At 63.6% G+C, this 26,529-nt stretch carries 27 protein-coding genes and 1 tRNA gene; 8 read left to right on the top strand and 20 right to left on the bottom strand.

Features of this window, described 5'->3' with window-relative positions; translation table 11 throughout:
- The first annotated feature begins 3 nt into the window (after positions 1–3).
- Positions 4–246: a BrnA antitoxin family protein gene (locus DCM79_RS11075; protein WP_257179869.1), complete on the top strand. Its 243-nt coding sequence runs from the start codon at positions 4–6 to the stop codon at positions 244–246.
- A 196-nt stretch (positions 247–442) separates the two neighbouring features.
- On the opposite strand, the gene DCM79_RS11070 is transcribed toward DCM79_RS11075, so the two are convergent.
- Together DCM79_RS11070 and DCM79_RS11065 are read right to left on the bottom strand one after the other, a co-directional pair.
- Entirely contained in the window at positions 443–1,873 is a 1,431-nt protein-coding gene (locus DCM79_RS11070) for a caspase family protein (protein WP_257179868.1), read from the bottom strand.
- Between the two features lie 201 nt (positions 1,874–2,074).
- Positions 2,075–2,950, bottom strand: a complete 876-nt coding sequence (locus DCM79_RS11065) for a DMT family transporter (RefSeq protein WP_257179867.1) — start codon at positions 2,948–2,950, stop codon at positions 2,075–2,077.
- 248 nt (positions 2,951–3,198) lie between these two features.
- Between DCM79_RS11065 and DCM79_RS11060 the strand changes: the two genes are divergently transcribed.
- A complete protein-coding gene (locus tag DCM79_RS11060) occupies positions 3,199–3,597 on the top strand; it encodes a RidA family protein (RefSeq protein WP_257179866.1) in 399 nt (132 codons plus the stop codon).
- Positions 3,598–3,648: 51 nt separating this feature from the next.
- Here DCM79_RS11060 and DCM79_RS11055 read toward each other — a convergent pair whose 3' ends face one another.
- The 3 genes from DCM79_RS11055 to DCM79_RS11045 all read right to left on the bottom strand — a co-directional run bounded on the left by DCM79_RS11055 (position 3,649) and on the right by DCM79_RS11045 (position 5,273).
- Positions 3,649–4,194 (bottom strand): hypothetical protein, encoded by a 546-nt coding sequence (locus DCM79_RS11055; RefSeq protein ID WP_257179865.1) that lies wholly within the window; start codon positions 4,192–4,194, stop codon positions 3,649–3,651.
- Positions 4,139–4,489 carry a hypothetical protein gene (locus DCM79_RS11050; protein ID WP_100174819.1) on the bottom strand — a complete coding sequence of 117 codons (351 nt, stop codon included), beginning with the start codon at positions 4,487–4,489 and terminating at the stop codon, positions 4,139–4,141. The genes DCM79_RS11055 and DCM79_RS11050 overlap by 56 nt, the downstream gene beginning before the upstream one ends.
- Positions 4,490–4,685: 196 nt before the next feature.
- Positions 4,686–5,273 carry a formyltransferase family protein gene (locus tag DCM79_RS11045; protein WP_028136296.1) on the bottom strand — a complete coding sequence of 196 codons (588 nt, stop codon included), beginning with the start codon at positions 5,271–5,273 and terminating at the stop codon, positions 4,686–4,688.
- Positions 5,274–5,825: 552 nt separating this feature from the next.
- Between DCM79_RS11045 and DCM79_RS11040 the strand changes: the two genes are divergently transcribed.
- On the top strand, positions 5,826–6,044 hold the full coding sequence (locus DCM79_RS11040; RefSeq protein WP_257179864.1) for a hypothetical protein: 219 nt from the start codon (positions 5,826–5,828) through the stop codon (positions 6,042–6,044).
- 60 nt (positions 6,045–6,104) lie between these two features.
- Here DCM79_RS11040 and DCM79_RS11035 read toward each other — a convergent pair whose 3' ends face one another.
- Positions 6,105–6,407 (bottom strand): hypothetical protein, encoded by a 303-nt coding sequence (locus tag DCM79_RS11035; RefSeq protein WP_028136298.1) that lies wholly within the window; start codon positions 6,405–6,407, stop codon positions 6,105–6,107.
- A 147-nt stretch (positions 6,408–6,554) separates the two neighbouring features.
- Entirely contained in the window at positions 6,555–6,782 is a 228-nt protein-coding gene (locus DCM79_RS11030; RefSeq protein WP_257179863.1) for a hypothetical protein, read from the bottom strand.
- A 275-nt stretch (positions 6,783–7,057) separates the two neighbouring features.
- On the opposite strand from DCM79_RS11030, the gene DCM79_RS11025 reads away from it, so the two are divergent.
- Together DCM79_RS11025 and DCM79_RS11020 are read left to right on the top strand one after the other, a co-directional pair.
- Positions 7,058–8,143, top strand: a complete 1,086-nt coding sequence (locus DCM79_RS11025; protein WP_257179862.1) for an AI-2E family transporter — start codon at positions 7,058–7,060, stop codon at positions 8,141–8,143.
- A 130-nt stretch (positions 8,144–8,273) separates the two neighbouring features.
- Complete coding sequence (locus DCM79_RS11020; protein WP_028136301.1) at positions 8,274–8,666, top strand: NUDIX hydrolase; 393 nt, start codon at positions 8,274–8,276, stop codon at positions 8,664–8,666.
- Position 8,667: 1 nt separating this feature from the next.
- Here DCM79_RS11020 and DCM79_RS11015 read toward each other — a convergent pair whose 3' ends face one another.
- The 3 genes from DCM79_RS11015 to DCM79_RS11005 all read right to left on the bottom strand — a co-directional run bounded on the left by DCM79_RS11015 (position 8,668) and on the right by DCM79_RS11005 (position 10,240).
- Positions 8,668–8,913 (bottom strand): hypothetical protein, encoded by a 246-nt coding sequence (locus DCM79_RS11015; protein WP_373568074.1) that lies wholly within the window; start codon positions 8,911–8,913, stop codon positions 8,668–8,670.
- A 153-nt stretch (positions 8,914–9,066) separates the two neighbouring features.
- Entirely contained in the window at positions 9,067–9,318 is a 252-nt protein-coding gene (locus tag DCM79_RS11010) for a hypothetical protein (RefSeq protein WP_373568073.1), read from the bottom strand.
- Between the two features lie 658 nt (positions 9,319–9,976).
- The gene (locus tag DCM79_RS11005; RefSeq protein WP_257180946.1) at positions 9,977–10,240 is read right to left on the bottom strand and encodes a hypothetical protein; all 264 of its coding nucleotides are present in this window, start codon (positions 10,238–10,240) and stop codon (positions 9,977–9,979) included.
- Here DCM79_RS11005 and DCM79_RS11000 point away from each other — a divergent pair.
- Positions 10,137–13,241: a DEAD/DEAH box helicase gene (locus DCM79_RS11000; protein WP_257180738.1), complete on the top strand. Its 3,105-nt coding sequence runs from the start codon at positions 10,137–10,139 to the stop codon at positions 13,239–13,241. The two genes, DCM79_RS11005 and DCM79_RS11000, sit on opposite strands and share 104 nt — an antisense overlap.
- A gap of 291 nt (positions 13,242–13,532) precedes the next feature.
- Complete coding sequence (locus DCM79_RS10995) at positions 13,533–14,222, top strand: hypothetical protein (RefSeq protein WP_257179859.1); 690 nt, start codon at positions 13,533–13,535, stop codon at positions 14,220–14,222.
- Between the two features lie 12 nt (positions 14,223–14,234).
- Here the strand turns inward: DCM79_RS10995 and DCM79_RS10990 are convergent, their stop codons facing one another.
- The 9 genes from DCM79_RS10990 to DCM79_RS10950 all read right to left on the bottom strand — a co-directional run bounded on the left by DCM79_RS10990 (position 14,235) and on the right by DCM79_RS10950 (position 24,214).
- Complete coding sequence (locus tag DCM79_RS10990; RefSeq protein ID WP_257179858.1) at positions 14,235–14,405, bottom strand: hypothetical protein; 171 nt, start codon at positions 14,403–14,405, stop codon at positions 14,235–14,237.
- 150 nt (positions 14,406–14,555) lie between these two features.
- On the bottom strand, positions 14,556–14,918 hold the full coding sequence (locus tag DCM79_RS10985; protein ID WP_257179857.1) for a hypothetical protein: 363 nt from the start codon (positions 14,916–14,918) through the stop codon (positions 14,556–14,558).
- Positions 14,919–15,072: 154 nt separating this feature from the next.
- Positions 15,073–15,450, bottom strand: a complete 378-nt coding sequence (locus DCM79_RS10980) for a response regulator (RefSeq protein ID WP_257179856.1) — start codon at positions 15,448–15,450, stop codon at positions 15,073–15,075.
- A gap of 682 nt (positions 15,451–16,132) precedes the next feature.
- Complete coding sequence (locus DCM79_RS10975; RefSeq protein WP_257179855.1) at positions 16,133–16,510, bottom strand: hypothetical protein; 378 nt, start codon at positions 16,508–16,510, stop codon at positions 16,133–16,135.
- Between the two features lie 111 nt (positions 16,511–16,621).
- A complete protein-coding gene (locus tag DCM79_RS10970; RefSeq protein ID WP_257180737.1) occupies positions 16,622–18,772 on the bottom strand; it encodes a S8 family peptidase in 2,151 nt (716 codons plus the stop codon).
- A gap of 204 nt (positions 18,773–18,976) precedes the next feature.
- Complete coding sequence (locus DCM79_RS10965; RefSeq protein WP_257179854.1) at positions 18,977–19,966, bottom strand: AAA family ATPase; 990 nt, start codon at positions 19,964–19,966, stop codon at positions 18,977–18,979.
- Positions 19,967–20,208: 242 nt separating this feature from the next.
- A tRNA-Lys gene (locus DCM79_RS10960) sits at positions 20,209–20,284 on the bottom strand.
- A 465-nt stretch (positions 20,285–20,749) separates the two neighbouring features.
- Positions 20,750–23,410, bottom strand: coding sequence for a glycosyltransferase (locus tag DCM79_RS10955; RefSeq protein ID WP_257179853.1), 2,661 nt, complete (start codon positions 23,408–23,410; stop codon positions 20,750–20,752).
- A 213-nt stretch (positions 23,411–23,623) separates the two neighbouring features.
- A complete protein-coding gene (locus tag DCM79_RS10950; protein WP_257179852.1) occupies positions 23,624–24,214 on the bottom strand; it encodes a beta-1-3, beta-1-6-glucan biosynthesis protein in 591 nt (196 codons plus the stop codon).
- A gap of 341 nt (positions 24,215–24,555) precedes the next feature.
- Between DCM79_RS10950 and DCM79_RS10945 the strand changes: the two genes are divergently transcribed.
- Positions 24,556–26,115 (top strand): beta-(1-6) glucans synthase, encoded by a 1,560-nt coding sequence (locus DCM79_RS10945; RefSeq protein ID WP_257179851.1) that lies wholly within the window; start codon positions 24,556–24,558, stop codon positions 26,113–26,115.
- Here DCM79_RS10945 and DCM79_RS10940 read toward each other — a convergent pair.
- Positions 26,075–26,455, bottom strand: coding sequence for a hypothetical protein (locus DCM79_RS10940; RefSeq protein WP_257179850.1), 381 nt, complete (start codon positions 26,453–26,455; stop codon positions 26,075–26,077). The genes DCM79_RS10945 and DCM79_RS10940 overlap by 41 nt on opposite strands.
- Positions 26,456–26,529: the final 74 nt, after the last annotated feature.

Here is a 26,529-nt window from a genome sequence, read left to right as displayed (position 1 = left end):
GACATGGCGGAGCAACCACCGAGGCGGCCGCGCACCCTGGGCGACGCCAGGACGGAAGCAGAGGCCGCGTTCAAGAAGGTGACGGCCAAGGTCGCCGCGCCGCCGCCTAAGCAGACGGCTGTTCCCGGCATCAAGGAGCAGGTCACGCTGCGCATCGATCAGGACGTGCTGGAGTTCTTCCAGGAGGGCGGCCCGGGCTGGCAGGATCGCATCAACGAGGCGCTGCGCAAGGCGGCGGGGAAGTAGGCAGTCGCGTCACGCACACTGGGGCTCCTCATCCTGAGGAGCTTGCGCAGCAAGCGTCTCGAAGGATGGGAAGCCCCGCTGCGAGAGCCAGGCCTTCATGGTTCGAGACGGCGCTTCACGCCTCCTCACCATGAGGACTACAAACGAAAAGCCCGGCGTGAGCCGGGCTTTTGCATTCTGAGGTCGTCGTATCGCCTCAGCGGCGGAACATGCCGCCCATCATGCCGCCGACGACACCGCCGACGAAGGCCGCACCGGCGGCATCGCCGGGGCTGCTGCGTTGTGGGGCCGGCGCCGGCGCGCTGCCCTGAGCCGGGGCGCTGGCGGCGCGCCGGGCCGGCTTCTGGCTGGTGTCGCTCGCGGTCGCCGGGGCAGCCACGATCTCCGAGAGCAGAGCCTTGTGCTGAAGCTTGTTGAGGTAGCCTGACGAGGGATAGCCGCGCGCCGTCTGCCAGCGCTTGAGCACCGAGCGCGTCTCCTCGTCGAACGTGCCGCTCGGCTTGGTGTCGAAGCCGAGCGCCGTCAGGCGACGCTGCACGTCGCGGCGCTTGGTCTTGTCGAGGCCGATCTGGTCCTCGGTGACTTGGGTGGACTCGTCGGTGAAGGTTGCGGGATCGATGCCGGCGTTGAGGGCGCGGGTCGCGGTCGAGGGGCCGCTCTTGATGGCGGCGAGACGTGCCAGCGCCAGCGCCTTGAACTGACCGTTCGGATAGGCGGTGAGATAGGCGTTGAGCTCTTCCGGCTTGTTCGATTCCTTCACCGAGCGCCAGTATTCGAGCTCGACGCCGTCCGAGCCGGCGGTCGCAGCCGGCAACATGCCCGAAGCGGTCGGGGCGGCGTTGGCGACCTGGGTGGTGGGGGCCTGGTTGAGATAGACGGAGCCGGTCAGGTTGGTGTGGCCCCAGGGCAGCTGGCCCTTGCGGGTCTCTTCATTGACCTGGGCGCGCACCGACGTCATGGCCTGCTGGATCTCGACGCCGGGCCTGGTGATGTTGTCGATCAGCGCACGGGTGAACGGGCTGTTGTTGCCCTCCTGACCGTCGAGCGCGGTCTGGCCGGGACCGGTGGCGAACGCGATCAGCGTACCTTCACCCGATTTCATCTCGGCAAGGCCGCTCTGCACGTTGACGCTGCGGGTCGCGGCGTTCGACTTGATCTTGGCGGCGAACGGATTGTCGCGGCAGGCATCGAGGAAGACGAGCTTGACCTTGGCATCGCCCATGGTCTGCTCGAGCGTCAGGTCGATGTTGATGGCCGCGCCCAACTTGACGTCCATCTCCGACTTGATGTCGGCGTCGACGGGCAGCAGGTAGTTGGTGCCACTCACGGCGATGCCGTGGCCGGCATAATAGAACAGCGCGATGTCGGAGCCCTGCGCCTTGCGCCCGAAGTCGAGCAGCTTCTCCGTCATCTGGTCGCGGCTGAGATTGGAGCCTTCGATCACCTCGAAGCCGACATTGCGCAGCGTCGATGCCATCGCCTTGGCGTCGATCGGCGGGTTCGGCAATTGCGCGACGTTCTTGTAGGAGCCGTTGCCCACGACAAAGGCGACGCGGCGGTCAGCCTTCGCGGCACTGACCGACAGCGCCATGCACATCAGCGAGGCGAGGAGGGTGAGATAGCGCATTCTGAAATCCCCAGAATCGAATTGCAGGCAGCAACAAATTGGCAACGAACCTACACGAAGTGCCCGACCTCGCGCCACCAAAACGGCAGAACGTCCGCATCAACCCGCTGCTGTGTGGCCGAATGTGCACGGTGGAGCGCCGCTCCAACGTGATCTAAATCACACGGCCACTTTGTTTTGTCGCGCAAGGCGGCGCAAGGTTCACTGGGTGCGGGCGGGAACCGGCGGCACCGGCTTCAAATTCAGGAGATTGCCGCACAGGATCAGCGCCGCGCCGAGCACGGTCCAGCCGTCGAGCCGCTCGGAATAAAGCAGCCAGCCGGCTGCCGCAGTCAACGGAACCCGCAGGAAGTCCATGGGCACCACGATCGTCGCATCCGCGTACCGGAGCGCACTGGCGAGGCAATAATGGGAGAAGGTGCCGCAGACCCCAATGACAAACAGCCAGCCCCATAGGCGAGGCGAGGGCCAGACCCACACAGCGAGCGTCGGCAGCAAGCCCACGACGGCCTGCACCACGATCATCCAGAACAGGATCGACAACGCGCTTTCGGTTCGGGTCAGCGACTTCGCCAGGATCATGGAAATGCTGAAGCCGATCGCAGCCCCGAGCGCGATCAACTGGCCGGGATTGATCTCGCTGGTGGCGGGCCGCACGATCATGACGACGCCGACGATGCCGAGCACGACGGCGGCGATCTTCCAGAGCGTCATGCGCTCGGACAGGAACGTCGCGGCCAGCACCGCGGTCCAGATCGGCATGGTGAATTCGATTGCGACGACCTGGCCGATTCCGATCAGCGTCAATGCGTAGAACCAGCCGAGCTGGGCAAAATAGTGCACCACGTTGCGAGCGAGGTGCTGGGGCAGGCGCTTGGTCGCGACCGCTTTGAAACCGCCGGCGCGGTAGATGATGGGCAGGAGGAGCGCAAACCCGATCACCGAGCGCACCTCCATGATCTGGAAGACGTTCAACTCGCGCGTGGTCTCGCGCCCGGCAACCGCCATCACCAGCATCAGCGACAGCCAGCCGGCCATCCACAGTGCAGCCATCGTTTTGGACGGTGTCGCGCTCATCGGCGGTGATTGCGGGAGAATGGAATGTGAAGGGACGGCCGGTATCGGCGACATCGCCGCCATTTGCAACGGCCAAATCTGCGGATGCAGTGATGCAGCGGGTCGTGCTAAAGCATGATCCGGAAAAGTGCGCAGCGGTTTTCCAAGAGATCATGCTTAGACGGCAAGCTGAGGCGCGATAGCGAGTCATCCTCATCGCACCGCGCTTTAGTCAGCATCGAACAACAACAATCGGGAGAGCTTCGCTCATGCAGATCCTGCAGCCGGCCGAATGGAAGAAACCGCGTGGCTTTTCCCATGGCGTTGCGGTCGAGGGGCCGGGGCGCTGGGTGGTCCTGGCCGGCCAGACCGGCGGCGACGAGACCGGCAATTATGCGCCCGACCTGGCGGCTCAGGTCGAAATGGCGCTGAAGCGGATCATCAAGCTGCTGGGCGAGGCCGGCGCGGGTCCGGAGCACATCGTCCGCCTGACCTGGTACCTGACCAGCCGCAGCGAATATGAAGCGGCCGGTGCGGGCATTGGTGCGGCCTGGAAGGAAACGCTCGGACAAAATTTCCCGCCTTCGACCCTGCTTTATATCGGCGGCCTCGTGGACGAGCGGGCCAAGGTCGAGATCGAGGTCACGGCGTTCGTCCCGGCCGCATAAAAAAATCGATCCGGCGGGACCGCCGGATCGATTGTCGGATCGACCGCTGGCTTATTTCGACAGCGAGATGTTCGCTCCGCGGAACTGGCTGTCCGCGCGTATCGCGACGCTCTGCTTATTGCCGCTCGTCTTCAGCGAGATGTTGGCATTGAAGCCCGCGGCAGAGGCAAGCAGCTCGTAATGGCCGCCGGAACCATGCCCCTGGAGCGATCCAGAGATGTTGCGGCTGATCTCGGACCAGCTCCCGGTGACGGATCTGCCTTCAGCCTTTAGGCTGGCCGTGAAGTTGAACTTGTAGGCGTCGCTGGCGCAGGTCAGGGTCAGCTCCATGGTGGGGCCGATCGGGGCGTACTTTGCCCGGCAGCGGATCCGTTCGGTCGAGCCGTCGTCCAGGGCCACCGTCCCCGCGCCACTCCAGCTGCCCGCGAGTGGGGCGAACGGGCTCGACTGGGCCTTGCTTTCAATGCCGGCGATCCCCGCCGCAAACAAAACGGCGGCCGCGATCAGCAGCCGCCGGCTCCGGGCGCGAGCCTCGATTGGTTTATTGGCGCGATGCTTCCCATCGCCCGCTGCACGGTATGCCTGCAGATGCTCCATTCCACTTCCCCGATCCGGCGTTGCCGTTGAGTTGACCGTTGGCATATGCACCATTGATCGAAACTTTCACAAGACCCCCGCTGCCGATGGTGCCGGAAACGTTAGCGCCGGGCGCAGTGATCTTTCCGTCGGCAACCGTCAGCATGGAACTCGCGGTGGGTTCGCACGAGCCGCTCTTGGTCACGATCGTGACCTGCCAGTTGCCGTCATAAGGCGTCTGGGCAAAGGCGGACGCGGCGAGGGTGCCGGTGAAAACTGAGGCGGCACAGAACACCGCAATGCGAGCAAAACGCATAAATCCGTCCTTCAATGTGTCTGATATGCTGTCGCTTATCTGGACCAAATGTGACGGAAATTTGTTGCGATGCCAAATCGCAAATTGTTCCTGTTGGAACAATGGTTTATTTGCGTTTTCGGCTCCGATTTTCCAAGCAGAATCAACGCGGCTTCACGTTAAGGGTAAACGTCGGGAGCGAGCCCTTGGATAGGCTTCACGAAAGGCTTGGCGCGGAGGTCGCGAACTGCTCGTCCTGAGTCTTGGCGGGCAGCGCCTTGTGGACCTTGGCGTAGTCGATCACGTCGGCGAGGAGCTTGAGGCCGAGGGGCGCCAGCGCGCGCTCCCAGAGCTCTCGCGCCGTCTCGCCCTTCTTCACGAAGCACCAGTCCTGGGCGGCGATGGCGCCGGCGTCCATGCGGTCGGCGAGGTGATAGATCGTGCCCCCGGCGATCGGATCGCCTTCCTTGATGGTCCATTCCACGGCGGCCTTGCCGCGATGACGCGGCAGCAGCGAGGGGTGATAGCCGATCCCGCCGAGCCTGGCCGCGGCGAGCGCGTCCTTGCCGATCCGGGCGTGGCTGTGCGCCGTAATGATCAAATCGGTATCAGGGGCGATCTCGGAGCCTACGACCAGCTTCGGGTTGGCCTGCACCACGACCTCGATGCCGGCCGCCTTGGCGGCCGCGGCGAGGCGATCCTCGGCGTCGGCCACCACGACCCGCACGATCGAAACGCCGTGCTCCCGGAGCATGTTCAGGGTGGTCACGCCGAAATGGCGGGAGCCGACGAGGGTAATGCGCATGGGTCTCCGATCCGGTCTCGCAACTGCGTCATCACCCGATAACACGTCCGGACGCCCTGTCACCACCCGCGCAGCGCTTGCCTGGGTTATCAACAATGAGCCGAGGACGCGGCTGCGATCGATGCCTGGAATGCGCAGCTCGCCATTTCGGTGCCTCCAGGGCGGGCGCAGATTGCCCGCAACGCTTCCGCAAACCCATGCCGCGAACCATGTGCGTTGCCGCGCGGCCACGGCGGGACGGCAAGCGTCCAATGATTCGGTTCCTGTGTTTCGTTGTTAACAGAGGGACGCCGGGCGGGCTGATAAGAGTGCGTGGACCGGGGCTGGCTACATTTCAACCCGCATCCGTTTTTAAACCCGGCCTGGGCCGCTGGCGTTATCGCCAGCGGCCTTTTCAATGCCGCGTATCACGAAATCACTGAATGGTAACGCGATCTCAACCAGCCCGGCGTATCGACGAATCCGTCGCGGATTTGTACTGCGTACCGCGACACCGAAAATGTCCCGCCGGCGTGGGTGCGCCGCGCGGGCCTTTTCGCCGGGACAAATCTCATGCCGCGCGCAATTGAGCAGATTGTCGACAGCTATGTGCGGCTGAAGAACCGCCGTGGGCTCGACGAGCTGATGATGCACAGGCAGCGGCTCGCGGTCGAGCTGAAGAGCAGGTCCGGTTATGATTTCAGCCTGCCGATCGGCCAGATCGACGAGGAGATCGCGATCATCGAGGCAGGCCTCAGCCGGCTCAAGGCAGAGAATTCCACGCCGATCTAGCGGGATCTGCGCGGCAAGGCTACGGACGCCGCGGCGCCGTCGGATCAATGCGCCTGTTGTTCAATCGCGCCGGCCGCCGTCGATCACTGTGAACAGCGGCCGCGCCGGGGTCGGCTCGACCAGCAGTTCCTCCACCAGGGCGGTTGCCGCGTCGACATATTTGCGTGTCGGCTTGTCGAGCGGGCGCCTGGCCTCGTCGTCGAGCGCGACCTTTGCGGCTTCGACCAGCTTGCGCATCCGCGCCGCATGGTCATCGCCCGCCGTCAGCGTCGCGCGCGCCAGCGAGCGCAGCACGAACAGCTCGCCTTCGAGGCGGAGCAGGCGGTCGTTGAGCCTGGTCAGGACGGCGTTGAGGTCGGCCATGATTGCTGGTTCGGCGCCAAGGGTCCGTTCTGATCTAGCGGCGATCGATGAACGGAGTCCAAATGGCGCCGCTGCAATTCGGCCGATCCGCCGGTCCGTCTCGGACGACCCTGCGGCATCGTCAGGGCTGCCCGCGTGATGGGCGGCCTACCATTCCACGTCCGCCCAGCGCTTTCCGAACACGGGTGGCCGCGTCTTGACGGCTTGCCAGCCGAAGAAATGATGCTTGCCGGACCAGGCGTGCACCATTCCGCTGCAGATGCTGCATTTGAAATGGCCGGCGTGGGCTTCGCTGTGCTCCTCCCTGGTCGCGGTGTAGTTCATGCCGCAACCCGCACAGGTAAATTCTTCGATCGTCCAGATGCTGTTGGCCATTGCACGGAATGCTTCTTGGTGACCCCGATCTACGCTAGCCGCGGGCGTTTGCAGCGGCGTAAACCGGCGCGCGGGAATCCGGTTAACGGGCGTTAGCCAAGGGCGGGTGACGTCGGAGGCGGTCGCGGGTCGCGGGCCATGGCGCAAGGGCCCTGACGTGGTGCCAATCGCGGGGCGGGCCGGTTCCCGTCGCCTTGACGCCGGATGCGTTGCTGGCAATAACGGCTGGGCCGCGCAAGCACCGGAAGTTTTGCGTTCATGCCGCAAGGAAAGCAGTGCCCGTGAAAAGTCTCCGTCAGCTCCTGACGGGAGAGGATGTCATCCAGCTGGTGATCCGGCTCGGCCTGCTCGCCCTGCTGATCATCTGGACCTTCCTGATCATCCGCCCGTTCGTGCCGATCCTGGCCTGGAGCGGCGTGCTCGCGGTTGCGTTCTATCCGGCCTTCAGCTGGGTGGCCAAAGCCCTCGGCGGCCGGCCCAAGACCGCAGCCGCGATCCTGACCTTGATCACGCTCGGCATCGTCATCGGCCCGGCGACCTGGCTCGGCATCAGCGCGGTGGACGGCGTGCGCGAGCTGGCCCACCAGCTCGGCACCGGCGATCTGGCGCTTCAGGCCGCGCCCGAGCAGATCAAATCCTGGCCGCTCGCCGGCCCCTGGCTCTACGAGCTCTGGGACCAGGCCTACACCAACGTCCGTGCGCTGGTGCGCGAGGTGGCGCCATATCTCCAGCCGCTGGCGGGCCCGCTGCTGTCGCTTGCCGGCGATGCCGGCCTCGGCACGCTCCAGTTCCTGGTCTCGGTGTTCGTGGCCGGCTTCCTGTTTCCGCATGGGCCGAGGCTGGTCGCGGCCGGCCGCGGCTTCCTGTTTCGCATCGTGCCGGAGCAGACCGAGCATTTCCTCTCGCTGGCGGGCGCGACCATCCGCGCCGTGGCGCAGGGCGTGATCGGCGTAGCGATCGTGCAGGCGCTGCTCGCCGGCATCGGCTTCAAGCTCGCTGCCGTGCCGAGCGCCGGCCTTCTGGCCTTCATCGTGCTGCTGCTCTCGATCGTGCAGATCGGCGCGTTCCTCGTGCTGCTGCCGGTGATCATCTGGATCTGGACCGCCAAGGACGTCACCACGGCGCTGCTGCTCACCGTGTTTCTCGTCCTCGTCGGCTTCATCGACACCATGCTGAAGCCGCTCGTCATGGGACGCGGCCTGACCACGCCGACCATCGTGATTTTCGTCGGCGTGATCGGCGGCACGCTCGCCCACGGCATCGTCGGCCTGTTCATCGGACCGATCATCCTCTCGGTGGCCTGGGAGATGATGATGGCCTGGATCAGGACGGAGGACCGGGCAGGGGCGGGCAAGGACTGATCTCGCCGCCGACCGCGGCGATCTGCCCGAGGTGCCACGCCAGCATCCGGCGCCCCGAAGTATGCCGCGAACTTGTCTGTTTCACTAGACAAGTTACGATCGGAACGATTCTGTTTCAGCGACGGCAGCAATGGCGAAGTCTTCCAAGCTCGTCGCCGCGAGGCGCGGCAAGGTATTGTTGGTCAGACGCCGGTCGGACGGCCTGTGGATGTTTCCGGGCGGCCGCAAGCGGGCGCGCGAGTCCGCGAAGGATTGCCTGCGGCGGGAAATCCGGGAGGAGCTGCCCAAGCTGAAGCTCGGCAGGATCAGTCTCTGGAAGGAAGTGAAAGCCAGGAACAAGCGTTCCGGCCGCAAGATGAGCGACGCGATCTTCATTGCCAAGAGCGCCAAAGGCCGGCTGGCCATCGGCGACAAGAAGGAGATCGACCGCGCCGCCTGGCAGAAGCCGCGCGGCATCCGTCTGACCGCAACCTCGCGCTACATCCGCGATCGCCTGTTTCCGCGCAAGCAGAAGCCGAGGTGAGCTACTCCTCGCGTTCGGCCGACCGCGTCCGTCCGGCGAATCTCCTCGATTGCGCCGCGCGCGGTTCGGGTGCGACAAGCCGCAAGGCCTCGGCCTCCCTAATGTCCTTGCGGACCTTGCGCGCATTGCGCATCGCGCGCTTGATGAAGGGATGCTGGGAATCCTCGGCGAAGAACAGCACCACTTCGCAACTCGGGCATTGCCTGGAATAGCCGTCCTGCAACCGCCCGGCGCGATCGCGAAACACGCTCTTGCACCGCGTGCACTGAATCTGGACCGAGCTCATGCGCCGACAACAATGACTTTGAAAAACGGATCTTGAGCTGATCCCAAATGTCTGAAGAAAGCTTGAAGGATATTGCGGCTGGATGTCGGAGCGCGCGCGGGCTTCGGCCGGCCGCTAGTGCCCGGCCGCCATCGTCTCCAGGCAATGGGTGAGGAAAGCGGTGCGATCCCTGGGCAGCACCTTCTCGAGATCCGCCTTCAGCGCGCATTCGCGCTGGCGCAGCTGCTCGGCCCGGCGCTTCTCGGCTGCCTCGCGATATTCGGGAGCGACCTTGCTCGGATCGACCAGCGTCTGCGAGTGGGCGGGGGCCGACGCAAGCAGCGCGACGGCGGCGATGAAAAGCAATGGTTTCAAATGAGCCTCCATAAAAGCGGCATCCTAGCGCGCAGCGCGTGCACGCTCAAACCGCAATGCGGTATCCCACTCCGGCGGATTGAACGGGACGAACGTTCAGGCCGCCGCGGCGAAGCTCTCCGCCGGTGGTGATGGAACGACTTTGCATGGAACGACTTTGCATGGAACGACTTGGCGTGGCCGGCGTCGAATCCTGGCTCGCGGCCCAGCCCCAGCCCCCCAAAAGCCCCGGGCCGCGAGAAAACCTTTCCCACAAAGGTTGGCGACCTCAGAGCCTCCGCGCTGAGGTCGTTTGTTTTGCCGCAGGAATGTGAACCAGTTCACAAGCGCGCGCTGAAATCGCTGCTATGAAGAGGTCATTGCTTGACCAATTCATTTGAACGAAACGCCCCAGCGTGGCTCCAAGCGCTGGGGTTTTTCGTTTCTCTCCGTGCGCGGAACGGTTACAATCGCGCTCAGCGTCGCATCGACAGACGCAGATCCCGCGCCGTGCAGTTCCGCTGCAGCGGTCGACAAGCCAGCCCTTGTGTCGGGATCGTTGCGCCGCGCCGAACGTTGCCACCAGGCGTGCGTTCGCGGGGCAAATCTCATATGCATGGCGCGACGTCGCCGAATCGCAAATGAGGGCGGCTGGCGTTCAGTTGACGACGGTTTACGACCAGAAACGGATTCAAGTGAGGCTTACCAAGAAGGCGCGGGTGGCCAAGAGGTCGCCGAAGAAGACGTTGCCGAGCAGGACGTCGACAAGCAAGGCGTTGCCGAACAGGACGTCGCCAAGGACGAGCAAGTCGGTGCAGCGCGCCACGATCTCGTCGGCGTCGCCGCTCGGGGTGCTGGCTCTCCACCTGCTTGCCCAATGGAAGCAGTCCGGACCCGGCGGCATCGTTTTTCTCGCCGAGAACGAGAACAGAGCGGAGCGGCTGGGCAGCGTCATTCACGCGCTCGACCCCGCTTGCGAGGTCCTGGTGTTTCCGCGCTTGAACACCTTGCCGTTCGATCAGCTCGAGCCGTCGCACGAGCTCGCGGGGCGCAGGGCTTCCGTGCTGAGGCGCCTTGCGAAATCCAAGAACCCGCTGTTTCTGGTCTCGACGGCGGAAGCGGTGATGGAGCGCCTGCCGCCGCCGGCGAGCCTGGCACGCCTCAGTTTGAGCTTGAAGGTGGGCGGCCCGTTCTCCGAGCGCGAGCTCGAGACGCGCCTCGAAGCCCTCGGATACGATCTCGACGACGAGCCGGATTATCCGGGCGGGGCGCTGTTCCACGGCCAGACCTTCGAGATCTTTCCGGCGGGCGCGCTGGGGCCGTTCCGGATCGAGCATTCGGATCGCGCGATCAAGCGGATCGTGGCGTTCGACCCGAACGAGCACAGGATCATCTTCGAGACCAGGGAGCTGCTCGTCGATCCCATGTCGGAGCGGCTCGGCCTTGCCGGCAAAGGAAGCAAGCGCGCGAGCCTGTTCGATTATTGCGGACGTGCCAAATGGATCGCCGACGCAGGCGTTCCGGCGCACGTCGACGGCTGGTTCGATACGATCGAGGAGGCCGCGCCGCGCGCCGAGCGCGAGCGCGAATATCTCGGACGGCGCGACTGGAAGCAGCTCTCCAGGGGCATGAAGGTGCTGCCGCGCGCAGCGTCCTTCCAGACCATCCCGGAGTTTTCGAAGCTGACATCCGCCAGGAAGGCGCTGCGTGCTTTCGTCGAGGAGACGCGGCGGGCCGGTTCGCGCCTGATCCTCGCCGCGGCGCAGGAGGACGACCTGCGCGTGATGGAGCGCATGAGCGGCCTCAAGGCGCCGCGCTGCGAGGACTGGGACGAGGCGGCGAGCGCGCGGAGCGGCGAGGCGGCGCTGCTGGCCGATCTCGACGCGGGCTTTGTGGTGCCGGGCCGAAAGCCTCTCGTCGTCGTGACGGCCTCCGACGTGCTCGGCAGCCGGGCGCATCATCCGCAGCCGATGGCGCGGGCCTGGAGCACGGCCTTCGACCATGCCGACGTGCCCGAGCAGGGCACGGTGGTGATCCATCTCCAGCGCGGCCTCGGCGTGCTCGACGGCCTGCAGACCGTCAACACCGGCGACGGCGGCTTGCGCGAGATGATCCGCCTGAAGTTCGCCGGCGACAATGCGGTGCTGGTGCCGCCGTCCGATCTCGCCCTGATGTGGCCCTACGCGGCTGAGCTCGGCAAGCTCTCGCTCGACAAGGCGGACGGCAGCACATGGTGGGCGCGGCGCACCGAAGCGGAGCGCGAGATCCAGGCGGCCGGCAGGGCGCTCGCCAAGCACATCAGCCAGCGCCGCCGCCGGCGCGGCGAGAAGCTGGTGCCGCCGGGATCTGCCTACGAGAAGTTCGTCGCGCGTTTTCCCTACTTCACCACGATCGACCAGGCCAAGGCGATCCACGACGTGCTGGACGATCTCGCCTCCGGTCATCCCATGGATCGGGTGGTCTGCGGCGACGTCGGCTTCGGCAAGACCGAGGTGGCGCTGCGGGCGGCGGCGGCCGTGGTGCTCTCGGGCAAGCAGGTGGCGGTCGCGGTGCCGACGACGGTGCTGGCGCGCCAGCACGTCGCGACCTTCCAGAAACGTTTTGCCCCGTTCGGCATCGACGTCGGCAACCTGTCGCGGGCGACCTCGGGCGCCGAGCTGCGCGAGACCAGGGAGGGCCTGCGCAGCGGCCGGATCAAGGTCGTGATCGGCACGCAGGCGCTCACCGGCAAGGACGTCAGGTTCGACGATCTCGGCCTCGTCATCATCGACGAGGAGCAGCATTTCGGCGCCGCCGAGAAGGCCAGGCTCGCCGGCCTCGCCAGGAACGTCCATGTGCTGATGATGAGCGCGACGCCGATCCCGCGCACGCTCGCCGCCGGCCTTGCCGGCTTCCGCGACCTCAGCGTGATCGCCTCGCCCCCGGTGCACCGGCTTCCGGTCGCGACCCGGATCGCGCCGCTGTCGGATGCCGCGATCGCCTCGGCGCTGCTGCGCGAGCAGCGCCGCCACGGCCAGAGCTTTCTGATCTGCCCGCGCATCCAGGACCTCGATCCGATGCTGGCGCGGGTGCAGGCGGTGGCGCCTGATCTGCGCATCGTCTGCCTGCACGGCCGATTGGCGGCGGACGAGATCGACGACCGCATGATGAGCTTCGTCGAGGGCAGGGCCGACGTGCTGCTCGCGACCAACATCGTCGAGAGCGGGCTCGACATTCCCCGTGCCAACACCATCGTTGTCTGCTGGCCGGAGAAGTTCGGCCTCGCCCAGCTGCATCAGCTGCGCGGACGCGTCGGCCGCAGCGGCATCCGCGCCTTCGCCCATCTGTTGACCGAGACGCAATCCGGACAATCGGAGAAGCGGCTGGCCGTGCTCGAGGAGTTCAGCCGGCCCGGCGCGGGCTTTGCCATCAGCGAACGCGACCTCGATCTGCGCGGCGCGGGCGATCTGTTCTCCGAGCAGCAATCCGGCCACGTTAAGGTGTTCGGGCCGGTGCTCTACAGTCATCTCCTCAAGATGGCTTCGGAGAAGCTCGACGAGGGGCAGGCGGTGTGGGTGCCGGACCTGAACCTGCCGCTCGGTGAAATGCTGCCCGAGAGCTATGTGCAGTCCGAGCCGGTCCGGCTCGAGCTCTATGCGCGCGCCGCACGTTGCACGGATGAGGACGATCTCGAAGACCTCGAGGAGGAAACCGCCCGGCGCTTCGGACCGCTGCCGGAGCTCGCGCTCGACTTCTTCGCTGCGGCGAGGCTCAGGATCGAATGCAAGCGCAGAGGCATCATCCGCCTCGATGTCGGCCCGGAAGCTGCGGCCGCGACCTTCCTGCCGGGGCGCCTGCGGAAGTCGCGGGGCAAGTCGCTGCAGCGCGACGGCGACCGCGTGGTCTATCACGCCAAGATGCAGGGCGCGCCGTTCGAGCGGGTGGAGGAGCTGTTCGAGCTGCTGGACGAAGGCTAGGGCGACAAAAAAACACGAAAACAACCCCATGCACAGTAGCTAAGTGCTGCTGGCACAAGGCATTTTGAATCGGCGGGAAGGGGGCGTTTGACCCGTCGGGCAAAACAGGGATGATCGCCAGGCCCCGTACTCGAACGGGGGCGCAGCGCACGTCGCGCCGCCCCGCCGCTAACGTGGAATTAATCCGAAATGCTCACAATTCTAGGCAGTTGTGTAAGGGTGCTGCGTACAAGGGACTCCTCGTGAGGGCGTTTCCAGGAGCGGCTTCCTGTTGCTCGCTCATTGGGGTCCATGCACGTGACCACGACATTCGAAACGGCAGGCTTTGCCGAAGAGCTCGACGCCGCCGCCCTGGCTGACGCCGCGTCAGCGCGTGAACCCGAAACGTCTGTAGCTTCGGAACCGATCAAGCGGTCGCGCCGGAAATCGATCCTGGCCTTTTCGCTATGCGCGCTGGCCATCAACGGCGCGGCGGCCATCTATACCTCGCCCGCGGATTTTTCGTCGCTGAACCTCGGCAGCCTGGCTGAGCTGCTGCCGCACCAGGACGCGCCCGCGCCAAAGCCGGATCCGGTCGTCGCTGCGCTGAAGGAAATTCAGGCAGCCCAGCAGCAACACACCGCCTTGCTGCAGCAGAACAATCAGGCAGCGGATCAGAACTCGGTTCTGCTCCAGCAGGATTCGATGCTGCTGCTGTCGCTGCGGCAGAGCATCACGGACGAGCGGGTCGACGTGAAGAAGATCTCCTCGCAGCTGTCGACGCTGATCGCGAAGATCGACTCGCTGCAGAGCTCCGCGATGTCGGACGTCACCTCGTCCGTCCGACGAGCGAATGCGCGCTATGGATTGTCCACCGCGATGCGCAAGCGGATGGTGCGGGAGCCCAAACCTGTCGGGCCTCTGGGGCCCGTGGGGCCGGTCTCGGTTGGAGGGGCGCCGCTAACCGTGCCGGCTGCAACTGCGGCGGCGCCTGAGAGCTGAGGAGAGGCCGAGCTAGGCAGCTTGCTCCTCGAACGAGGTGTAGACCCGGCCTGAGGGATCAACGACCTGAACGTCCCAGCAGCCGTCCTCGACCAGCTCCCGGGCCTTCTTGAGGGCGGCGGCAAGTGAAGGCCGCTTCAGGCTGACGATACCCGCCGTGTCGAAACCGTTGATTTCAAACATGCCGCTCCTCCGGTTTGGATGAAGGGTACACGTTTTCGGAGGGTTGTCAGCGGGTTTTTGGGGTGGGGGCGAGCGGCCCCGCTCGGAACCAGTGAGATATCCGGCATTCCTGCAAAGGTTTGCGGAAGGCCCTTCGTTCCCGCAAACGCGTCAGGCAGCCCCGCGCAAAGGCAGCGCCAGTTGAAAACCGAATGGGCGTGACGAGTTGGCGCTGACGAAAGCCTCAAGCGCAGGCGATAAGTCGATGCCGTCCTGGACCGCGCGATCAGCCAGGGCGTTGGCGATGTCCTCGGTGGCGTCGTGCGACCAGCCCTCGATGGCGTTGAAGGCCACGATCTTGAGGGGGTAGGCGTATTGCCCGGAGAGCAAGTCCCGCAGCACCGTTTCGCGGTCGGTATCCTGCTCGTCCGTCTCTCGCCAGGCACAACCGGCACGCGCGCCGAAGTCCTCCAGAACGAGGTAGATCTCGCGATCCAGACGATCCAGCGGCACGATCGACGGCGAATGACGCATACGCAACTCCTACTCCCAAGGAGAAAATTGCTGCGGCAGGTAATCGTTCCGCGATCGATTGCAGGCGCGGGCCTTTTTCGAGGCCGGCTCGGCGCAAATGACGGCAGACAATTGTCGATCGGCGCGCATTGACGGCGGTCGGCTGGGGCCGTGCCTACTTGCCCGTGAGCGACGTCACTGCATCCAACAGACGTTCAAGTCTGAACGGCTTCTGCAGCATGATGCTGCCCGACACCGGTCGCGGAGCGTCGTGCGTGTAGCCGGTGGCGTAGATGACCGGCATGCGCGGATTGGATTGTCTGCACTGGATGGCAACGTCCCAGCCCGACAGCGAACCTGCCAGCTTGATGTCAGTGAACAACAGATCAGGTGCGGCTTCGGCGCAGAGCTGAAGCGCGCGCTCGCCGCTATCGGCTTCCATGACCTCGTGCCCATGCGTCTCCAGGATGTCGACCACCACATCCCGGATCAGGTCTTCGTCTTCGGCTACAAGAACCCGCAAAATCATCCTCCGGTCGCGCTCTTCGTCCACGACGTGAGGACCCATGCGCAGAATACGCGGCCCCGGCGAGTGGGGGCCGTTTCCACCAGCTCGGCCGAAGAGCCAGCGAGATTTAAGCCAGGATAGGGGCCTTTGTTCCTGCCCACCTGGTGGCCGTCTGGCCGATCGGATCATGCCGGGCAGGCCGGAACGGCGCCGGGTCACGGCCCGTCGGGGCTGCGGACGCCGACGCTGCTCTGCAGAGCCTAGGCGAGCGGGATAGTGTCCACCCGCAGGCAGGGACGGCACTGGTAGGCGTGCACCGCGGGAAGCATGAGGATGGCGGGCAGCGTGGCCAAGAACGTCATCGGCCGTCTGCACAGGGAGCAGATCAGAACGGGCGGACTGTCCTTCGCTACGCAGATCATCGCCAAAGTGCCTGGAGGGGTAAGGCACGATAGGCGCATGCTGCGGGGAGTCATCTCGGGGCGACTACTGGAGTCGTCCTTCGGCAGCGGCTTCGCTTGCAGGTAAGCAAGCAGTTGGTACTTGAACGCGCCGCTGCGGAAGCTGCGCTCGCGAATTGGGCTCAATAGCCGCGCCGCGAGGCACGTCCAAACGATTTTACCAAGGCCTCTGGGGGGAGGGAAAATTCCGAGCAAAAGCATGCTTCTTCATTGCGAAGCGTCTTACAAAATACCCGGACCGGCGGCGCATGTCCGATCTCCAGTGATCAGCGCAAGCGTGCAACGCCAATTGGCTTAGACAAGCCGTCCACCTTCATCTTGTAACCGTTACCAGAGGGATAGACCAAAACCTTTGGCATGTACGCGTAGTGGTATTCGTAATGATACTCGGTCTGTTGCCATATCTGACCGTTCATCAGCTTTACAACCGTTTCACCTTCCCAGCCGTTAAATTCACCATCCACTTGTGTCTCAACAACACCTGTTGTGGCGGCGCTGCCGCTTGGACGATCCGCACCCCGCGCCGTGCGATAGCCAAGTCCGTACATCCTGATTAAGGCGCCGCGTATTGTTTCTCGCTTTTCCGGCGGCATTGATGAAATGCCAAGTTTAGTCTGTTCTTCTTTGGTAAGCAGTTGCTCCAACGAGGGTGCGTCTTGCGCCGCGCTCGAAAATGCAGTGAGGAGTAAAGTCCCGATTATCATCAGGGACGGTACGGTGGGTGCCCACGCTGAACTCGACAAAAGTATCCCCCATCAAACTCTGACGCGAGCGCGCAATGAGATGTATAGATTAATCTCTTTCTCGTGCTCCAACTCAACGGCGATAGAATACCGCTGATGCGTAATTTCCTCACCGGCCCAACGACGCTCTGCAAACACAGCTAGAAAATATTCATCGCCGTATCTATCGACATTCCTTGCCATCTTGAAAGTCGAACATTGTAGCGTACTCGTTCCCCGTAGGTCGCGCGACGGCGCTAGATTGCATTTTGCAGTACTGGGCAAGTCGTCAAAAGGCGCCTCATCGGTGCTGCGATGCCGGAAGTGCTCGAAAATTTGTTCAGAGGTCATCCCCCGAATTAGATGATAGTTCATCCGCAGGCCCAAATACTCCAGGCGGCTGTGACGGACTGGTGGATCGAACGCCAAACTTACCTTGATATGACGGTTTCCCTTCGTGGTTTGGAAATCCTTTGGCAGCGGCACGCGATACAAGGCAAACTGATCAACTGGCAACTCCTGACGATCCGCGATCATAATGACGCGGGCTTCTTCGGAGTGCAGAGCTCGAAATGCATCGGGCATTCCATACCCCAAACACAATCGCGCACCATCGTTGCCTAGGCAGGCTAGCGATTGAGTTGCTTCGGGCGGATGTTTCGCCGACAACGCGAGCAAAGCCCTTATCATATTGGCCGACGCTTGCGGCAAAGCTCGCAACAAGAGGGCGGCCTTATACGCTACACGAGGTGCGGCCATTGAGGTGCCGGTCGCGGCAGTCAACAGGCCTTGCAAGTATTCGGCCCGGAAAGTCAGCATGCCAGAACTTGCATAATTCTCGCCCGTTGCGATCCTCTGGGTTGCTCCATCGAAGATGCAGGTTCCGCCGTAGTCCACTAGGTCTGGTTTGATTGACTTGTTTATTCCCGGCCCTGACCGCGTAATCGGAGACGGCGTGCCGGAGGTAGTGATCGCCTGCAACTCGACGCCGTCCATATCTGCGGGCAGACCGTTGGCATGCGCGAGGCTCCCCACCGTCAATGCGATAGCTGCCGTCGCGGGTTCGACGATCCTATTGTCGGCGGCAATTAGATAATCTGGGTAAGCACCAATGATATTCTCTGGCGCTCCCCATGGGGCCCGGGCTCCGCTGGCGGAATTACCAGCAGATACAATGATGACGATATCGAGTTCGCGCGCGAGTTGATCGAGCACTGCCGACCATTGAGATACACGCCCGCCGTCATATGGAATTCGATACTGATCACCCAGCGAGACATTGACGATCCTGCAACCCCGCTCATGTAGCGCGACGAGTGCTTGGCGCATCACCTCGGGGATAGTGTTTAGGTCGTCGAATTGCCCTTGGTCATTGACGACCTTGACGGAAACAATTCGCACCGGACTCTCGAAGACTTGCCGCTCTACGCACTCTCGCACGTCACCGTAGGCTGCAATACCTGCGACTTTGGTACCGTGTCCCCATATGTCGGCAGTCCCGATCTCATCCGGAATACCAACTGCCGCTGACAGGGTAGGGAGTAGTAGCGGATGCTCAACGCTTCCGCTGTCGATTATTCCGATAATCGGTGCGTCGGGCGGTGGCACAATTGGCGGCGGCTGATCCGCCACGGTAATCGGAGGAACGTCCCGGTTACCAAGATCGGGGATAGGACGAAAGTCCACACGGGAGACTGCCGGTAATTCAAGCACATTCCGCAGAAGCGCCCCCTGCAAGCGCACGCGTACAACAATCAGACCAGCAGTTCCAATGTATCGCGAATGAACCGATCCACCCGCCGCCTCGATATGGTTCGTCAGGCATTGAACGCGTACTTCGCGCTCAAGACGGGCTGGCGCATCCCAAAGTTCGACATCAACCACAAACTCCGCGTCGTTCCTAATATGCGCCGGAGTAAGTAGTTCTTCGGACCGCATTCGCGGGCCAATTCGATCCTCTGACGTAATGCTTCCGATATTTTCAATGGAAGCGAACAGCGAGTTGTATGCGGGGTTTGGTCGCCCCGCGACTGGGCCCAACTGATACTGCCCCAGCCGCGCGCGAAATTCGCGCAACTCCACGTCATCGGAAAATAAAACCAGTATGTTGTTGGGCTCCTGCGAGAGCACCTTTAATCCCGCAGTTCTCCAGCTATCCTCCTGAACAGGCGAAGCAAGAGTCACCTTCAAGATTAGTTCAGGATCGATCCCCTCGATGCGCGGAAGCGCTACTTGCTGCCTAACGGCATTGTCAATTTCAGTTGTGATACTTGCCGCGTGTGTTGGGGCTTGCCGCTGCGGCGGCCCCAGGGGAGCCGGGACGCGGCGCCGGTCGGCAAAACGCTCCAATCGTTCCAGCGGCAAGTGCGGGAAAGTTGCCATCTGGCACTACGGCTTTGCCGATGTTGTTAGTCCTTTTCGGCGCAACTCCTGCCGCAACGCTGCGACAAACTCTGTCTCACTGACGGATTTGCGCGTCTTCAACACCGCTTTTTTAATGGCATCGATACATACGCGTTCAATGTCGGCATACGACATACCGACAAGCTTTGTACTCATGCTTTCGAGATCGAACTGCGGCGGAAAATTCGCGAATTGGCGGGCCAGCAGCGACGCGATCTCGCGCTGCCCAGGCGGTTCAAACGAGATGACTTCATCGAACCGACGCCAAATGGCTTCGTCAAGAAATTGCGGAAGGTTTGTTGCAGCAATAACCAATCCCGGCCCGCGAAATCGCTCAATCATTTGAAGCAGGCTGTTCACAACGCGGCGCAATTCATTGTGCTCGGTCGTGTCGGCGCGACTTCTCGCAATGGCGTCGAATTCATCGAGAAACAATATACAAGGCTGACGGGTCGCTAACTCGAACAATCGGCGTAGATTGCTTGCCGTTTCGCCCAAGAAAGAAGAAACTATTACGTCGATCCTTGCGGTGTACAGCGGAAGCGAAAGCTCTCTAGATAGCACTTCTGCGCAGAGTGTCTTCCCGCAGCCTGGCGGGCCCGCAAACAGAACGCGGGTCGTCAACGGCAGTCGATGCCGTCGAAGCACCTCGCCCCGGCGGCGTTCCTCGATCATCCCTTCCACTAGCGCTCGGGTTTCAGAGTTTAGGACGATGTCCCTTAGCCCCCGGGACACTTTGATTTCGTCGATCAGGCTGATCGCTGGATCAATCTGCGACCCTAGACTGGTCAAGCTCGGTTGGGTTGCTTGATAGTCGGGACGGACGTTCGCATCGAGGATTTTCCGAAGGGCATCCGCGAACGGCTTTTTGCCCTGGTTCGCAGCATCATCGATGATTCTTAGCGTCGCCGCTCGGAATTCCTGTGACCTGCCGAAACTGGCCACGAGCTTTTTGATGTGGTCGGCCTTCGCCATCAATATTTCCATGGGAGCGCTAGGGACCGCTCCAAACTAACCCGATTTGATGAGCTACTAAAACAACGAGTCTGGGATCAGTCACAAGCGAAGTTGTGGGCGAGTCGTTGGACTACTCGCAAGAGGTCAGCGACGTGTTGCTGCGCTGTGGATGTAGTCTAGCGTCCCTCCCACAAACCTCCCACACCTAAGCTTTATGGGAGGGTGGGACTTCCGAGAGTAACCTAACTGGTTGATTTTATTGGTGAGCGCGCTGGGGCTCGAACCCAGGACCCCGTGATTAAAAGTCACGTGCTCTACCGGCTGAGCTACGCGCTCCCATGGCCGCTGATGGCTTTGACGAAGATCGCCATCGTGTTCGGACATTCGAGAAGCATGTCTTGCCGCAACGCGCGATTTGCGTCGCGGGGAAAAACCGGCTGTTTCCGGATCATGCTTTCGGCCCGCGCTGTGTAGGGGGATGGGGCGCGGAGGTCAATAGCGGGCGTGGCTGCCGAAAGTCGCGGCAGGAGCGAGGATTTTCTCGCTCTGTCCACGGCTTAGACCGGGATTCTCAACTCGATTGACGGCGCCATCCACGTTGAACTGTCAGGGCTTGCCGGACGAGCGGGGCCTTTCATGGTTCGCCCGGCGATGCGGAGCATCGTCGGGACGCCCGCTTTGGCGGGCTCCTCACCATGAGGGTCTGACACTCGGCCATCTCGCCGCAAAACGTGTCCTCATCCTGAGGGCCCGCCGCAGGCGGGCGTCTCGAAGGATGGCTGTGGGGTGAGCTTTTGCCCCTCAGTTCGTCTCGCGCCGCACCTCGGTCGGCACCGCCTGGGGCGCGGCCACCGGAGGCAGCGCCACCGGGCGCAGCCCGATCAGCTCGGCGGTGCGGATCGCGCTGTCGCGCCAGAACTGGAACGAGTTGATGCGGCTGAGCTCGAGGACGGCGATGGCGACGGCGGCCAGGAACGGCAGGCTCTGCAGCACGAGGACGCCCGCGAAGATGTAGATCTCGGTGATCTGCTTGAAGCTGTTGGAGGCGACCAGCACGCCGGCGCCGACCAGCAGCAGGGTGCCGATCACGGCCTCCCAGAACGCCTGGAACTCGATCGACATCCGGCTGAGGCCGCCCTTGGAGGTGCGGGCGAAGGCGATGTGCTCGGTGATCAGGCCCTGCGCCACCGCGCGCGACACCGTCCATTGCACGCTCATCGCCGCGATCATGGCGCCCAGCATCTGGCCCGGCTTGATGGCGACGCGGGCGCGGTACATCGACAGGAAGTGCACCAGCGAGACGATGAAGGCGCCGATGATCGGCAGCGTCAGGATCTTGTCGGGGATGGCGATATCGGCGAAGGCGACGATCGGCACCCAGACGAGGTTGAGCAGCGCCACCACGACGCCGAGGCTCTCGGCGCCGAGCCAGTTGAGCCAGCCGAGGCCGTATTCGCGCTTCTGGTCCGCGGTCAGCCGGCTCGCGCCGGGCAGGAAGCGGCGCCAATGCTTCTTGACGATCTGCAGGCCGCCATAGGCCCAGCGGTGCCGCTGCTTTTTGAAAGCCTCATAGGTGTCCGGCAGCAGGCCCGCGCCGTAGCGGGTGTTGGTGTAGTGCGTGGTCCAGCCGAGCTCCTGGATCGCAAGGCCGAGATCGCTATCCTCGCAGATCGTGTCGCTCGACCAGCCGCCGGCCATGTCCATCGCGGCGCGGCGGATCAGGCACATCGTGCCGTGCACGATGATGGCGTTGGCCTCGTTGCGCTGGACCATGCCGATGTCGAAGAAGCCGGCATATTCGCCGTTCATGATGTAGTGCATGATCGACAGATCGCCGTCGCGGTGCTCCTGCGGCGCCTGCACCAGGCCGACGCGCGGATCGGCGAAGGCGGGGACGAGGTCCTTCAGCCAGTCGGGCTCGACGACATAGTCGGCATCGAGAATGCCGATGATCTCGGCGTCGGCCGCGGTGCGGTCCATCGCAATGCGCAGCGCGCCGGCCTTGAAGCCCTGCACCTTCTCGGCGTTGATGAACTTGAAGCGTTCACCGAGCGCGCGGCAATGGTCCTGGATCGGCTGCCAGAACGCAGGGTCCGGCGTGTTGTTGATGATGACGACGCATTCGTAGTTCGGATAGTTCAGCCGCGACAGCGCATCCAGCGTCTGCTTGAGCATGTCGACCGGCTCGAAATAGGCGGGGATGTGGATCGAGACCTTCGGGCAATAACCTTCGGGCACGTTCTCGATCGGCTTGTCCTTGGCGATCAGCCGCTGCGGCGGCCGGCCGAAGGCGACCGCGGCGATCTCGTCGATGCGCGCCATCGCGATGAGGACGAGGGGAACGAGCAGGATCATGCCGAGCGTCAGCGCGAAGGCCGAGCCGAACAGGAAGTAGTGGCCGTTCCAGAACGCGAACACGGTCGCGGCCCAGGCGCCGACGCCGTTGGCGGTCGCCGACAGCAGGAAGGCCTGCCTGGCGGTCGCCTTTTCGATCCGCAGGATCGGCAGCGACAGGAGGATGCCGACCAGCAGCGCGATGCCCATCAGCTTCCAGTAATCGGGATTCTCCACCGGGCCGGTCCAGGCGAATTTCGGCTCGCGGTTGGCATTGAGGATGCCCCAATACGGACCGACGCCACCTTCGAAGTATTTCCAGGGCTGATCGATGGCTTCGACGATGTTGTAGTCCATGCCGAGCGCTTCGGCGCGGGTGACGAAGTTGCGCAAGGTCAGCGCTTGCTGGAATGGACCTGGGTCTGCGTTGCGAAGATTATAGCCTGCACTCGGCCAACCGAACTCGGCGATCACGATGCGCTTGCCCGGGAACTGATTGCGCAGCAGGTTGTAACGGTCCACGGCCTGGTCGACGGCCTGATCCGAACGGAAGTTTTCCCAATAGGGCAGCACGTGCGCGGCGATGAAATCGACGCTGGAGCCGAGGTCCGGAAAATCGCGCCAGATGTTCCAGATCTCGCCCGTTGTCACGGGAACGCGGACCGCGCCCTTGACCTTCTTGATCATCCGGATGAGGTCTTCGACCTTCTGCTCGCCGCGGTAGATCACCTCGTTGCCGACCACGACGCCGACGACGTTGCTGTTCTTGCGGGCGAGCTCGATCGCAGCCTTGATCTCGCGCTCGTTGCGGTCCTCGTCCTTGTCGATCCAGGCGCCGACCGTAACCTTGAGGCCGAACTCGGCCGCGATCGGCGGCACCAGTTCGTTGCCCTCCGTCGCGGAGTAGGAACGGATCGCTCGCGTGAGGGTCGAGAGCTTCTTCATGTCCGCGCGAATCTTGTCGGGGTCGCCGTTGAGGTCGACGACATGGCCCGGTTCGAACGGCGTATAGGACAGGCTCGGCACCAGGCCCTTGAAATCCGGCGCAGGTTCCCTGTCGCGCAGGACTCCCCACAGCCCAGCGTGGAGCGCGGACACGAGCAACAGAACGGCGGCGACAACGCGCATCGCGGCTAAACCTGAAGGGGCTGAGGTGGCAGGGAAGCGGATCCGACCCCGAGATCCGACCAAGTCCGCGGCAAAGGAAGCATATCTCCGCCGCGCGGTTTCACAACTGTCATGGCCTCATGTCCTTATGAGGGCATGCCTTTCGGGATGCGCGGCAGTGCCAACCGTCTCTATGGACGGTCGTTCCTGAACGCCAGCTGAAACGGTCCTCAGCTATTTCTGGGGCGGGGGCGTCGGGCTTGCCGCAGGCGAGGGACTGGCGGCCGGCTGCGCCGCCGGCGAATTGCCCGAGGCCGGCGCGGGCTGCGGCGCCGAGGCGGCCGCCTGCTGCGGCTGGGCGGCCGGGTTGATCCAGCAGGCGTGCACGCGGCTGTCCAGCGTCTCGGCAACCTTGGGGTCGATCTGGCCGCCGAACCGGGTCAGGCAGCGGAACGCGGCCTGGATGTGGCCGCCGGGGCAGCCGAAACGATCGTAGAGGTCGAGGTGGCGGAAGGCGGTATCGAGGTCGTCCCGCCACATCAGCCGCACCACGCGCCGGCCGAGCCAGACGCATTCGGGATTGCCGGCGGGGCCGTTGATGACCTGGGCGGCTTCGGCGAACTCGTCGGTGCGGCGCTGGTTCTGGGCGGCATCCTTGGCGGCGTCGGCAGGCTGGGCGGCGGCCTTGCCTTGATCCGGGGTCGGCGCACCGCTCTGGGCGGAGGCGCCAGCGAGGCCGGCGAGAGCGAGAAGGCAGGAGACGGCCAAGGTGGCGGCGAACTGCCGCAGGACCGCATTTCGTGACTCGAACACCCGTTGCCGCATGAATTCCCCAATGTATCCGCTGGCCGTCCGCGTCAGGATCCCGCGGACGCGTCGGTGATGGCGTCCAAATGGGTCTCCATTGCGGCGGAAAAGTCTTTCGGAGTCCATGACCTGTATTTGGAATTTTGTCCAGCAAAGTCACGATGCTAGGTCCCGGTCGAACGGCCGCAGCCCAATTCCTTGGAGGAGAAGCGGAACACTTGAGTGGATTGGCATCTGGGCACCCCCTTGGCAGACGGCGTGCAAGCAGGTAATCGACGGACCCTTCGCGGAGGACGGAACCGATTTCTCTTCGTACGCCACTGGCGCTTCTGCTCGTTTCACTGGGTGCGATTGCTGCCGTGTGGTGGTGGTTGGCGACGCCGATCACGCTCGCGCGCGCGCCGATCGACCCGGCCGACAAGGTCCAATGCGTCTCCTACGCGCCGTTCCGCGGCGAGCAGACGCCGCTGGAGACGTGGACCCATATCGAGGCCGAGCAGATCGAGCAGGATCTGCGCCAGCTCAAAGAAATCACCGACTGCGTCCGCACCTATTCGATGGAGAACGGGCTCGACCAGGTGCCGGCGATCGCCGCCAGGGTCGGCGGGCTGAAGGTGCTGCAGGGCATCTGGCTCTCCAGCAACCGCACCAAGAACTACGAGCAGGCCGGGCTCGCCATCCGCCTCGCCAAGCAATTCCCGGACATCATCACCACCCTCATCGTCGGCAACGAGGTGCTGCTGCGCGGCGAGATGACGACGGCGGATCTCGTCTCCATCATCCGCCTGGTGAAGACGCAGGTCAGCGTGCCCGTCACCTATGCCGACGTCTGGGAGTACTGGCTGAAGAACCGCGAGGTCGCCGACGCCGTCGACTTCGTCACGATCCACATCCTGCCCTATTGGGAGGATTTCCCGGTCAAGGCGAAGTTCGCTGCCGCCCATGTCGAACAGATCCGCGAGCGCATGGTGGTGGCGTTCCCCGGCAAGGAGATCCTGATCGGCGAGACCGGCTGGCCGAGCGAGGGGCGCATGCGCGACGTCGCGCTGCCGTCACGGACCAATCAGGCGCGCGTGGTCTCGGAAATCCTCGGCCTTGCCAAGGCGAACAAGTTTCGCGTCAATCTGATCGAGTCCTACGACCAGCCCTGGAAGCGCAAGCTGGAAGGCACCGTCGGCGGCTATTGGGGCCTTTACGATTCGGCGCGCCGGACCCTGAAATATCCGCCCGGGGCGCCGATCAGCAATTTCCCGTACTGGAAATGGTACATGGGCGCGGGCATGGGCCTTTCCGTGCTGGTGTTCGCGGTCGCCATCATCACGCTGCGCCGGCGGCCGTGGACGCCGCGCTTCTCGGCCTGGCTCGGCGTCGGCATCTCGGCGACGACGGCGGGGAGCCTGCTCGGGATCGGCGCCGACAAGATGTATTACGAGAGCTACGGCATCGGCGGCTGGCTGCTCTGGGGCGCGTTGCTGCTGGCCGGCATCCTGTCGCCGATCTTCTGCGCCCAGGCGATGGTGATCGGCCGCAGCCTTCCGACCTTCCTCGACCTGCTCGGTCCGCGCGAGGGGCGCAAATGGTCGAAGCTCACCGCCGTTCTCGGCCTGACGCTGGCCGTGACCGCGGTGATCGCGGCCGCGACCGCGCTCGGCTTCGTGTTCGACCCGCGCTACAAGGATTTTCCCTACGCCGCGCTGACGATGGCGGTGGTGCCGTTTGCGCTGCTAATGCTGAACCGGCCGCAGATCGGGCAGCGCCCGATCGCGGAATCGGTGTTCGCCGGCGTGCTGGCGCTGTCGGCCGTCTTCGTGCTCTTCAACGAAGGCCGCGACAATTGGCAGTCGCTGTGGACCTGCACGATGTATCTGCTGTTCGCGCTCACGCTGTGGCGGGCGCGGGCCGAGCAAATCCAAGAATGAACAGGCCGATCGCAAGGCCGGACAGCACGACATTGTAGAGCACGATGCCGAGGCCGGCCGCGATGATGCCGACCGTGAGCAGCACGATCGACGGCCGCATCAGGTTCAGCGTCGCAACCACCAGCGCGACGATGCCGAACACCGAATTCTTGAACAGCACGGTCGAGACCGAGCGCGCCTTGCAAAGCAGCGTCTGAAGCCCGGCGTCGCAGGCGAGAGCGACCTGCGACAGCTCGATCGCGAGGTAGCGCAGATAAAGCGCATAGCCGACGGACGAAAAGCCGACGACGATCAGGAACTGGACCTGGTAGGGCGAGAGGCGGAAGGGCTTTTTTGTCATGGCCGGCAATATGGTCGGGATGGCGCGGTCAGGCAACAGGGCAGGCGATGTTTCTGTCGATCTCGGCCGTTCAA

The organism is Bradyrhizobium sp. WBOS07 (assembly GCF_024585165.1).
GTDB lineage: Bacteria > Pseudomonadota > Alphaproteobacteria > Rhizobiales > Xanthobacteraceae > Bradyrhizobium > Bradyrhizobium japonicum_B.
This window is presented reverse-complemented; position numbering and strand designations above follow the sequence as displayed.